Origin of the sequence: Kluyvera huaxiensis, assembly GCF_040149365.1 — a bacterium.
In the GTDB taxonomy this organism is placed as follows: Bacteria; Pseudomonadota; Gammaproteobacteria; order Enterobacterales; family Enterobacteriaceae; genus Kluyvera; species Kluyvera intermedia_A.
The window spans coordinates 1-11,271 of sequence record NZ_JBEFLV010000041.1 but is presented as its reverse complement, the minus strand read 5'-3'; the positions used below and the strand labels follow the sequence as shown (position 1 = coordinate 11,271).

At 51.8% G+C, this 11,271-nt stretch carries 11 protein-coding genes and 1 other annotated feature; of the genes, 7 read left to right on the top strand and 4 right to left on the bottom strand.

Annotated elements, in window-relative coordinates:
* The 4 genes from ABOC97_RS23555 to ABOC97_RS23540 form a co-directional block, all read left to right on the top strand.
* On the top strand, nucleotides 1-76 hold a 76-nt coding region (locus ABOC97_RS23555), incomplete at its 5' end, for an IS1 family transposase (protein WP_033802282.1).
* A gap of 554 nt (nucleotides 77-630) precedes the next feature.
* Nucleotides 631-1,701 carry a 3-deoxy-7-phosphoheptulonate synthase AroF gene (gene aroF / locus ABOC97_RS23550; RefSeq protein WP_052284537.1) on the top strand — a complete coding sequence of 357 codons (1,071 nt, stop codon included), beginning with the start codon at nucleotides 631-633 and terminating at the stop codon, nucleotides 1,699-1,701.
* Between the two features lie 9 nt (nucleotides 1,702-1,710).
* Complete coding sequence (gene tyrA / locus ABOC97_RS23545; RefSeq protein WP_349602253.1) at nucleotides 1,711-2,832, top strand: bifunctional chorismate mutase/prephenate dehydrogenase; 1,122 nt, start codon at nucleotides 1,711-1,713, stop codon at nucleotides 2,830-2,832.
* Between the two features lie 63 nt (nucleotides 2,833-2,895).
* Nucleotides 2,896-3,768, top strand: coding sequence for an SMP-30/gluconolactonase/LRE family protein (locus tag ABOC97_RS23540; RefSeq protein ID WP_349602251.1), 873 nt, complete (start codon nucleotides 2,896-2,898; stop codon nucleotides 3,766-3,768).
* Here ABOC97_RS23540 and pheA read toward each other — a convergent pair.
* The 4 genes from pheA to bamD all read right to left on the bottom strand — a co-directional run bounded on the left by pheA (nucleotide 3,765) and on the right by bamD (nucleotide 6,545).
* Nucleotides 3,765-4,925 (bottom strand): bifunctional chorismate mutase/prephenate dehydratase, encoded by a 1,161-nt coding sequence (gene pheA, locus ABOC97_RS23535; protein WP_349602256.1) that lies wholly within the window; start codon nucleotides 4,923-4,925, stop codon nucleotides 3,765-3,767. The genes ABOC97_RS23540 and pheA overlap by 4 nt on opposite strands.
* A gap of 23 nt (nucleotides 4,926-4,948) precedes the next feature.
* Nucleotides 4,949-5,073, bottom strand: a sequence feature (Phe leader region).
* Nucleotides 5,025-5,072: a pheA operon leader peptide PheL gene (gene pheL / locus ABOC97_RS23530; protein WP_121497579.1), complete on the bottom strand. Its 48-nt coding sequence runs from the start codon at nucleotides 5,070-5,072 to the stop codon at nucleotides 5,025-5,027. It overlaps the preceding feature by 48 nt.
* Before the next feature lie 116 nt (nucleotides 5,074-5,189).
* Entirely contained in the window at nucleotides 5,190-5,528 is a 339-nt protein-coding gene (raiA, locus tag ABOC97_RS23525) for a ribosome-associated translation inhibitor RaiA (protein WP_052284541.1), read from the bottom strand.
* A 273-nt stretch (nucleotides 5,529-5,801) separates the two neighbouring features.
* Nucleotides 5,802-6,545 carry an outer membrane protein assembly factor BamD gene (gene bamD, locus ABOC97_RS23520; RefSeq protein ID WP_234504268.1) on the bottom strand — a complete coding sequence of 248 codons (744 nt, stop codon included), beginning with the start codon at nucleotides 6,543-6,545 and terminating at the stop codon, nucleotides 5,802-5,804.
* Between the two features lie 132 nt (nucleotides 6,546-6,677).
* Between bamD and rluD the strand changes: the two genes are divergently transcribed.
* The 3 genes from rluD (at nucleotide 6,678) to clpB (ending at nucleotide 11,089) form a co-directional block, all read left to right on the top strand.
* Nucleotides 6,678-7,658 (top strand): 23S rRNA pseudouridine(1911/1915/1917) synthase RluD, encoded by a 981-nt coding sequence (rluD, locus tag ABOC97_RS23515; protein ID WP_234504267.1) that lies wholly within the window; start codon nucleotides 6,678-6,680, stop codon nucleotides 7,656-7,658.
* Nucleotides 7,655-8,386: a purine nucleoside phosphorylase YfiH gene (yfiH, locus tag ABOC97_RS23510; RefSeq protein ID WP_349602248.1), complete on the top strand. Its 732-nt coding sequence runs from the start codon at nucleotides 7,655-7,657 to the stop codon at nucleotides 8,384-8,386. The genes rluD and yfiH overlap by 4 nt, the downstream gene beginning before the upstream one ends.
* A gap of 129 nt (nucleotides 8,387-8,515) precedes the next feature.
* The gene (clpB, locus tag ABOC97_RS23505; RefSeq protein WP_349602246.1) at nucleotides 8,516-11,089 is read left to right on the top strand and encodes an ATP-dependent chaperone ClpB; all 2,574 of its coding nucleotides are present in this window, start codon (nucleotides 8,516-8,518) and stop codon (nucleotides 11,087-11,089) included.
* Nucleotides 11,090-11,271: the final 182 nt, after the last annotated feature.

Genomic DNA, 11,271 nt, shown 5'->3' with positions numbered 1-11,271 from the left:
ACTGTCGTTCTCAAAATCGGTGGAGCTGCATGACAAGGTCATCGGGCATTATCTGAACATAAAACACTATCAGTAAGTTGGAGTCATTACCAGATTTTGGCAAAATATCATTGTTTATCAAAGCCGTCACTATGTCAGAAATTCGTTTTATATGATTTAAGTTAAATCTTGAATTGGTATTGGTTTTGACGGATGAGGATAAAAAATTAATCCTGCTCAGCCTGTTTTTGCTGCCCTTCGCGTAATCATAGACATATTCAGTATGATTAACAGGGAGATTGTTAAATTTATCGGCCGGTATCAGATTATCTTTAACTGAAATCTCATTGACGGTATTTTTTGCCATTTCTGTCTACCTGATGACAAGGTACAAGGATGGATCTGTGGGGAAAAAATGGCGGCAGTGAAGAGAAAACCTGGGATTGTTTATTCCTCGCTCAGAGTGAAGGGTGAAAAATCATGGGTGTAAATTTTTAATTACGATTTTATCACCATTTTTTTGCATTAAATTGGCTTGTGTAAATAAATCTGTACGTATTTTGGATTGAAATCTTTACTGGTTATGATATTGTGGTTTCACCTCATTGAGGAAACAACTATCGCAAACGAGCCATAACAGGTAATGCCATCATGCAAAAAGACGCGCTGAACAACGTAAATATCGCCGATGAACAGGTTTTGATCACCCCGGATCAACTGAAAGCTGAATTCCCGCTCACCGTAGAGCAGGAAGCGCAGATCGCCCAATCACGTAAAACGATTTCTGACATTATCGCCGGTCGCGATCCGCGCCTGCTGGTAGTGTGTGGGCCTTGCTCTATTCACGATCCTGAAGCTGCCATCGAATACGCGCGTCGATTTAAAACCCTTGCGGAAGAGGTCAGCGATAGCCTCTACCTGGTTATGCGTGTCTATTTTGAAAAGCCTCGTACCACCGTGGGTTGGAAAGGGCTTATCAACGATCCGCATATGGATGGCTCGTTTGATGTGGAAGGTGGTTTGAAAATTGCGCGTCGCCTGCTGGTTGAGCTGGTAAGCATGGGGCTGCCGCTGGCAACTGAAGCGCTGGATCCGAACAGCCCGCAATACCTGGGCGATCTGTTTAGCTGGTCGGCGATTGGTGCGCGTACCACTGAATCGCAGACTCACCGCGAAATGGCTTCCGGTCTGTCGATGCCGGTAGGCTTCAAAAACGGTACCGACGGTTCTCTGGCGACGGCAATTAACGCCATGCGCGCTGCTGCAATGCCGCACCGTTTTGTCGGTATCAACCAGGCCGGTCAGGTCTGCCTGCTGCGTACTCAGGGCAACCCGGATGGTCACGTGATTCTGCGCGGTGGCAAAAAGCCGAACTACGGTCCGGAAGACGTGGCGCAGTGTGAAAAAGAGATGGAACAAGCAGGACTGCGTGCATCGCTGATGGTAGATTGCAGTCATGGTAATTCCAATAAAGACTACCGCCGTCAGCCTGCGGTGGCGGAATCCGTTGTCGCACAGATCAAGGACGGTAATCGTTCTATTATCGGTCTGATGATTGAGAGCAACATTCACGAAGGCAACCAGTCTTCCGAGCAGCCGCGCTGTGATATGAAATACGGCGTATCAGTAACCGATGCCTGCATCAGTTGGGAAGCTACGGATGCGCTGCTGCGTGAACTCGACAAGGATTTACGCGGCCATCTGGCGGCTCGTCTGGCGTAAGAGGATAGTATGGTTGCTGAACTGACCGCGCTGCGCGATCAAATTGATGTCGTTGATAAAGCGTTGCTGGATCTGCTGGCAAAGCGTCTTGAACTGGTCGCGGAAGTCGGTGAAGTCAAAAGTAAGTATGGCTTGCCGATTTACGTCCCGGAGCGCGAAGCTTCGATGCTGGCTTCGCGCCGCAAAGAAGCGGCGGCGATGGGCGTTCCGCCTGACCTGATTGAAGATGTTCTGCGCCGCGTGATGCGCGAGTCCTACTCCAGTGAAAACGACAAGGGATTTAAAACCCTATGTCCGTCGCTGCGCCCGGTGGTGATTGTCGGCGGTGGCGGCCAGATGGGGCGGCTATTTGAAAAAATGCTCGGTCTGTCTGGCTACCTGGTTCGTACGCTGGAAAAAGAAGACTGGTCGCGCGCGCCGGAGCTGGTGGCGGACGCTGGTATGGTTATCGTTAGCGTGCCGATCCACGTCACCGAGCAGGTGATTGAGAAACTGCCTCCGCTGCCGGCAGATTGCATTCTGGTTGATCTTTGTTCGGTGAAAGCTGGGCCATTGCAGGCGATGTTGTCGGCGCACAGCGGCCCCGTTGTTGGGTTGCACCCGATGTTTGGGCCGGATAGCGGGAGCCTGGCAAAACAGGTTGTCGTGTACTGTGATGGCCGCCAGCCGGAAGCGTATCAGTGGTTCCTCGAACAGATTCAGGTTTGGGGGGCGCGTTTACACCGGATTAGCGCGGTTGAACACGATCAGAACATGGCGTTTATCCAGGCGCTGCGCCACTTCGCAACCTTTGCCTACGGCCTGCATCTAGCGGAAGAGAACGTGCAACTGGAGCAGCTGTTGGCGCTCTCCTCGCCGATTTATCGCCTTGAGCTGGCGATGGTTGGGCGACTGTTTGCCCAGGATCCGCAGCTGTATGCCGATATCATCATGTCATCTGGCAATAACCTGGCGCTGATTAAACGCTACTACCAGCGCTTCGGTGAGGCTATTGGCTTGCTGGAACAAGGCAATAAACAGGCGTTTATTGATAGCTTCCGCAAAGTTGAACATTGGTTCGGTGATTACGCGCAACGTTTCCAGAGTGAGAGCCGCGTCCTGTTACGACAGGCGAATGACAACCGGCAGTAATCGAAACTGTATATACTTGAAAGCCAGGGGAAATCCTCTGGCTTTTTTTATGGGATAAAGACGATGGCTGACGCAAACCTGCTGTTTGATTACACCGGACATCTGCCGGAATGCCCGACATGGAGCGATGCCGAGCAGGCGCTGTACTGGGCCGATATTATGGAGTGTGAAATTCACCGCTACGCGCTGGCGACCGGCGAGCACCAAATCCTCCAGTTTCCGGAAGAGGTCGGCTGTTTTTCCCTGCGGGAGAAGGGCGGCTTTATCGTCGCGTTGCGTAGCGCTATCTGGCTCGCCGATAGCCGCGGTCTGCTGGTGCATAAAATCTGTGATAACCCAAGCAATCCTCAGCTCGCACGCTTTAACGACGGCGGCACGGACCGGGATGGCCGTTTTTATGCCGGTACATTCTGGGGGCCGGGCGATTACAACGGCGCGCTGCTGGTCCGTGTGGACAATCAACTTAAGCCGAAGGTTATTCAGTGTGATATTCATGGTGCCAACGGCCTGGCATTCAGCGAAGACAAGCGCTGGATGTACACTTCCGATACGCCGAATGCCGTGATTTATCGTACGCCACTGGATGAGCAGGGTGAGCCTGGCCGGCGAGAAGTGTTCCGTAAGTTTACTGCCGGTGAAGGTATTCCCGATGGGGCGGCGATAGATGAGGAAGGCTGCTACTGGAGTGCGATGTTTGACGGTTGGCGAGTGGCACGGTTTTCACCAGAAGGCGTACAGCTTGAGGAATATCGTTTGCCAGTACGTTGTCCGACGATGGTCTGCTTTGGCGGAGCGGATATGCGCACGTTATTTATTACCACCACGCGAGAAAATATGTCGGCGGCAGAAGTGGCGCAGTATCCGCTTTCAGGCGCCATCTTCACGCTACCGGTGACGGTGGCAGGCATGAAGAAGACGCCATTTATCGAAGCTTAAATCGGGTCAACCGGCACGACGTTTTCGCTGGGGTAGCTCCCCAGCACTTTCATCGAACGGGTAATACCGGACAGCTCTTTCAGCGCCTTTTGCATTGGCAGCGCTTCCAGGTTGGCCTGAATATCGAGATAAAACATCTCTTCCCACGGATTACCGTGGATAGGACGAGACTCGAGTTTGGTCATAATCAGTTTATGGTTACGCAGCACCAACAGTGCTTCTACCAACGCACCGGCTTGTTGCCCGGTGGCAATCAGCAGCGTGGTTTTTGCCGGTACCTGATCGGAGACATTGACGGCCTTACGGGCCAACACCAGGAAGCGGGTGATGTTTTGCGTCTGATTAGCCTGGCAGTGCTCCAGCACTTGTAATCCGTACAGCTTACCGCCAGCTTCGCTGCCTAGTGCGGCTACGGTAGGGGAGTTGGTCTGCGCAACTTTTTCCATCGCAGCTGAAGTGCTCTCGGTATATTCAATTTTCCACTGCGGGTAGTGGCTCAGGAACTGGCTACACTGCTGGAACGGCTGAGGATGGCTGTAGACCGTTTCAATGGTTTCCAGCGTTGTCCCGGCGCTAACCAACAGGCAGTGGTCAATAGGGACCGTCATTTCACCTACGATGGACAAGCTGGTGTGCTGCAGCAGATCGTAAACATCGTTAATACCGCCGGAGCTGGTGTTCTCGATAGGCACAACGGCATAGTCGGCCTGTCCGGTTTCAACCTGATTAAAGATATCGGCAAACTTCAAACAGCCGCTTTCAATGAACTGCTCGAAGTGACGTGCGGCATACTGACGCGCCGCCAGGTGTGAGTACGAACCTTTTGGGCCAAGAAAAGCGATACGTGCCGAGTGCGGATTGATCTGGTTTAAATGCTGCTGCAATAAGGTCTGTTGGGTGAGAACGGAATCCTCAATAATCAGCTGGAACAGGCGAGTAATATAGTGCGCATCAAGCTGGTGTGTTTTGCCGATGGTAATCAGGCGCTCCAGCAGGTCACGTTCGCGATCGATATCGCGTACCGGGCGATGAGACGCCAGTTTGGCTTTACCAACCTCAATGGCGAGTCCGCGACGTTCTGCCAGCAGGCTCACTAATTTCTCATCCAGCGCGCTTATCTTATCGCGTATCGCCAGTAACGGGTTTTCCGAAGTCATCATGTTTGCCTTTCTTGTTATCAATAAAAAAGGCCCCCCGGGTGGGAGGCCTTATTGTTCGTCTTCGCATTCTTTATCACACGACGAAACGCCTCCCATTCAGGGGAAGGTAAAAAAGAATGCGAAGAAAAACGGTAGCAATTTCACGGCTGATTAAATCCTTAACGTAGTGAGGTTTTACAGTACCTGCTCTGTTTTCGTTCTGTCAATAAAAAACGCGCCCGAAGGCGCGTTGGCGTGACACATTAAAGTTCAAAGTTCGGTTTACTCTTCTTCAACTTCCACGAAGCTTGCGTCTTTCACTGATGTTGCTGCGCGACGGGCTTCCCCTTTGTGTTGCACCTTATTTAGCTGCCGTTCCAGCTTGTTGATCAATTCGTTAATGGCGGTATACATATCCTCGTGTTTTGCGCTGGCGACGAGATGCCCGTTCGGGGTGTTCATCGTGGCATCAGCAACAAAACCCTGCGGTTCTTTCGACAGAATGATATGAGGATTGATTAACTGAGTTTGCCATTTTTCCAATTTGGCGAGACGGTCTGCGACATGCTGGCGGATAGCCGGAGTAATTTCCATTTGTTTACTGGTAATGTTCATTGTCATAAATTTTACCTCTTGTCTTTCCGTCTTGGTGATTCCAGCATACCTCGGATTTGCTTAAAATGTGTGATATTGATCACATTATTTTGTCACTTTTTGTCAGTGCATTCATTTTGTGAGTCAGGACAGGAAGAAGTGATTTTTTACTTGTCGGATCGAGAAATACAAGCCATATTTGATAGGATGACTTGCCGCTAAACCGCTTCAGCAAGTGATTAAAATGGATAAAAAAACGGCAGCCATCGGGCTGCCGTTTTGCTTTTGATGATAGCTTGATCAGGACTGCGTATTTTTGCTGTTGGCGGCAATGATTTTCGCCACTTTGTCAGCCTGTGCGGTCATCTGCATTTCGCGGTATGCGTTTTCCATCTTCGGCAGCGCGTCGCGCGTCGCCTGAGTATCAGGGTAGTTACGCATCATGTTTTCGGTACGGTTAACTACCGCAACCCATGCACCGCGCGCGGTGTAGTAATCGACAACGGAAAGCTCATACTTCGCCAGACGATCTTTCAGGAAAACCAGACGTTTGTTGGCATCGGTCACATACTGACTGTTCGGATAGCCGCGCACCAGCTTCGAGAAGTCGTTGAATGCGTCACGTGCGTGCTGCGGGTCACGGTCGGAGCGATCAACCCCAAAGAAACCCTGCAGTGCGCTATCATCCAGCGCCATGTTAGTCAGACCGCGCATGTACATCACATAGTCGATGTTTGGATGCGTTGGGTTCAGACGGATGAAACGGTCAATGGCGGCCTGAGCCAGCGGCAGATCGGCATTTTTGTAGTATGCGTAGATCAGATCCAGCTGAACCTGCTGAGAATATGGCCCAAATGGATAGCGGTTATCCAACGCTTCCAGTTGCGTTATTGCCTGTTTCCAGTTACCGTCCTGGAGCTTTTGCTGAGCAGTTGCGTAGATTTCATTAGGCGGATTATCAGGAACCTCTTCCTTTGAACCAGAGCACCCCGCCAAAGCCAGGCTCAACGTGGCCGCTGCCACCAGATATTTCATGCGCGTCATGACGTTTTGACTTTCCTCAAAATGTTTATACGGGATATTCACAGTTCCTGTTCCCGACTAAGACCAGCTACAATAGCACACTATATTAAACGGCAAAGCCGTAAAAACCCAACGTTAACGAAGAAGCTGTATATGGCACAACGAGTACAACTCACCGCAACGGTGTCCGAGTCACAACTCGGTCAACGCTTAGATCAGGCTTTGGCCGAAATGTTCCCTGATTATTCGCGATCGCGCATAAAAGAGTGGATCCTTGACCAACGCGTTCAGGTAAACGGCAAAGTTTCTGACAAGCCGAAAGAGAAAGTCATGGGTGGCGAGAATGTCGCTATCGATGCCGAAATTGATGAAGATATCCGCTTTGAAGCGCAGGATATCCCGCTCGATATCGTTTATGAAGATGAAGACATTATTGTCATCAACAAGCCGCGTGGTTTTGTCGTGCACCCTGGTGCCGGTAATCCGGACGGCACGGTGCTGAATGCGCTGCTGCATTATTATCCGCCGATTGCCGACGTACCGCGCGCTGGTATTGTGCATCGTCTGGATAAAGACACCACCGGCCTGATGGTGGTGGCAAAAACTGTTCCCGCTCAGACCCGTCTGGTGGAGTCGCTGCAGCTGCGCGAAATTACCCGTGAGTACGAAGCTGTGGCTATTGGCCATATGACAGCCGGGGGTTCCGTTGAAGAGCCGATCAGCCGTCATCCAACCAAGCGCACGCACATGGCGGTGCACCCTATGGGTAAACCGGCGGTCACGCACTATCGCATCATGGAACACTTCCGTGTGCACACGCGTCTGCGGTTACGTCTGGAAACAGGACGTACGCACCAGATCCGCGTGCACATGGCGCACATAACCCATCCGCTGGTGGGCGATCAGGTCTATGGTGGCCGTCCGCGTCCGCCAAAAGGCGCTTCGGATGAGTTTATCTCGACGCTGCGTCAGTTTGACCGTCAGGCGCTTCACGCAACAATGCTGCGTCTCTATCATCCAATTTCGGGGATTGAGATGGAATGGCATGCGCCGATTCCGCAGGATATGGTCGATCTTATCGCAGTCATGCGCGATGACTTTGAAGAGCATAAGGACGACGTCGACTGGCTATGACCAAAATCATTGTCCCTGAATGGCCGTTACCGAATGGGGTAGGGGCCTGTAGTTCAACGCGTGTCGGTGGTGTTAGCCTGGGGGCGTGGGATTCACTGAATCTTGGCGCTCACTGTGGTGACAACCTTGAACTCGTTGAAGAGAACCGTAAGCGTATGTTTGCGGCAGGAAAACTGCCGTCAAAACCGGTATGGCTGGAGCAAGTTCACGGTAAGGATGTCCTGCATCTTACCGGCGAGCCTTATGCTTCTAAGCGTGCCGATGCGTCCTACAGTAATATCCCAGGGACAGTGTGCGCGGTAATGACGGCAGACTGCCTGCCCGTGTTGTTCTGCAACCGGGATGGCACAGAAGTCGCGGCGGCACATGCTGGTTGGCGTGGCCTGTGCGATGGTGTGCTGGAAGAGACCGTCGCCTGCTTTAACGATAGTGCGGATAATATTCTGGCTTGGTTTGGCCCGGCGATTGGCCCTCAGGCGTTTGAAGTCGGCCCGGAAGTACGCGAAGCGTTTATGGCGAAAGATGCCAAAGCGGTGAGCGCATTTCGCCCAGCTGGCGATAAATACTATGCTGATATCTACCTGCTGGCCCGTCAGCGGCTGGCAAATATCGGCGTAACCGCTGTCTTCGGCGGCGACCGCTGTACCTTCAGCGAAAAGGATGATTTTTTCTCTTATCGTCGCGACCGTACTACAGGTCGTATGGCAAGTTTCATCTGGCTGATATAACCTATAGAATCAAGACGATCCAGAACGCTGATAATTTTTTCTCATTGAATAGGTCATTTAACCTTGAATAATTGAGGGATGACCTCATTTAATCTCCTGTAGCAAAATTGACCTATTATGGGAGGAGTCATGCGTCTGGATCGTCTTACCAATAAATTCCAGCTTGCTCTTGCCGATGCCCAGTCACTCGCACTGGGGCAAGACAACCAATTTATCGAACCTCTTCATTTAATGAGCGCCTTGCTGAATCAGGAAGGGGGATCGGTACGTCCTTTATTAACGTCGGCTGGTATTAATGCTGGTCAGCTTCGCACCGCAATCGAGCAGGCACTAAGCCGTTTACCACAGGTGGAAGGCACCGGTGGCGACGTGCAGCCGTCACAAGATCTTATTCGCGTACTTAATCTCTGCGATAAGCTGGCGCAAAAAAACGGCGATAACTTTATTTCGTCAGAACTGTTTGTTCTGGCTGCGCTTGAGTCCCGTGGCACTCTGGCTGAATTACTGAAATCAGCTGGCGCGACAACTGCCAACATCACTCAGGCAATTGAAAAAATGCGTGGAGGTGAAAGCGTGAATGACCAGGGTGCCGAAGACCAACGTCAGGCATTGAAGAAATATACTGTCGATCTGACCGAGCGTGCCGAACAGGGCAAACTCGATCCGGTTATCGGTCGTGATGAAGAAATTCGTCGTACCATCCAGGTACTGCAGCGCCGTACCAAAAATAACCCGGTACTCATTGGTGAACCTGGTGTTGGTAAAACGGCCATTGTTGAAGGGCTGGCACAGCGCATCATCAATGGTGAAGTACCGGAGGGCTTGAAAGGCCGCCGTGTACTGGCGCTGGATATGGGTGCGCTGGTGGCCGGGGCTAAATACCGCGGTGAGTTTGAAGAGCGCTTAAAAGCGGTTCTGAACGATCTGTCTAAACAGGAAGGCAACGTTATCCTGTTTATCGACGAGTTGCACACCATGGTGGGCGCGGGTAAAGCCGACGGCGCAATGGATGCCGGGAACATGCTGAAGCCGGCGCTGGCGCGTGGTGAACTGCACTGCGTTGGGGCCACGACGCTGGATGAATATCGCCAATACATCGAAAAAGATGCGGCACTGGAACGTCGGTTCCAGAAAGTGTTTGTTGCGCAGCCGTCGGTCGAAGATACCATTGCTATTCTGCGTGGGCTGAAAGAACGCTATGAGCTGCACCATCACGTGCAGATTACCGACCCGGCGATTGTTGCGGCAGCTACGCTGTCTCATCGCTATATCGCCGACCGTCAGTTGCCGGATAAAGCTATCGACCTGATTGATGAAGCGGCTTCCAGCATCCGTATGCAGATTGATTCTAAGCCGGAAGAGCTGGACAGACTCGAACGCCGTATTATTCAGTTGAAGCTGGAACAGCAGGCGTTAATGAAAGAGTCTGATGAGGCGAGTAAAAAACGTCTCGATATGCTCAACGAAGAGCTGCAAGATAAAGAACGGCAGTATTCGGAACTAGAAGAAGAGTGGAAAGCGGAGAAAGCTTCTCTTTCCGGGACGCAAACCATTAAAGCCGAACTTGAGCAGGCGAAAATTGCCATCGAACAGGCTCGCCGCTCGGGCGACCTGGCGAGAATGTCCGAACTGCAGTATGGCAAAATTCCTGAGTTGGAAAAACAGCTCGAAGCGGCCACGCAGTCTGAAGGCAAAACGATGCGTCTGTTACGTAATAAAGTGACGGATGCCGAAATTGCAGAAGTGCTGGCGCGCTGGACCGGTATTCCGGTCGCCAGAATGCTCGAGGGCGAACGCGATAAGCTGCTACGTATGGAGCAGGATTTGCATAGCCGGGTGATTGGTCAGAACGAAGCGGTAGAAGCGGTATCGAACGCGATTCGCCGTAGCCGCGCCGGGCTGTCCGATCCAAATCGCCCAATTGGCTCGTTCCTGTTCCTGGGGCCGACCGGTGTCGGTAAAACCGAGCTGTGCAAAGCGCTGGCTAACTTTATGTTCGACAGCGACGACGCTATGGTGCGTATCGATATGTCCGAGTTTATGGAAAAACACTCCGTGTCTCGTCTGGTCGGTGCGCCTCCAGGATACGTCGGCTATGAAGAAGGTGGTTATCTGACGGAAGCCGTTCGTCGCCGCCCATACTCCGTCATCCTGCTGGATGAAGTGGAGAAAGCGCATCCGGATGTGTTCAACATTCTGCTGCAAGTGCTCGACGATGGTCGTCTGACCGATGGGCAGGGGAGAACGGTCGACTTCCGTAATACGGTAGTCATCATGACGTCGAACCTTGGCTCTGATCTGATTCAGGAACGTTTCGGCGATCTGGATTACGGCCATATGAAAGATCTGGTCTTGGGTGTGGTCAGCCACAGCTTCCGTCCGGAATTCATTAACCGTATAGATGAAGTTGTTGTGTTCCACCCGTTGGGTGAGGCGCATATTGCTTCTATTGCCCAGATTCAGCTGCAGCGTCTTTACAAACGTCTGGAAGAGCGTGGCTATGAAACGCAGATCTCCGACGAAGCCCTGCATCTGCTGAGCAAAAACGGTTACGACCCGGTATACGGTGCGCGTCCGCTGAAACGAGCTATTCAGCAGCAGATAGAGAACCCGCTGGCGCAGCAAATTTTGTCCGGCGAGCTGATTCCTGGCAAAATGGTTCGTCTGGAAGTCAAAGACGACCATATTGTGGCAGTGCAGTAAGTCACAAAAATAAGAAAACGAGCCCTTCGGGGCTCGTTTTTGTATGAATACCAGGCAAAAATAAGCGTTATGTATGAAAAGTGAGCTAACGAAAACATTTTTCATATTTATGCTTGCGGGATCTCAATTTCTCCCTATAATGCGGCCCCACTGAGACGGAACAACGGCAAACAAGCCGCCGG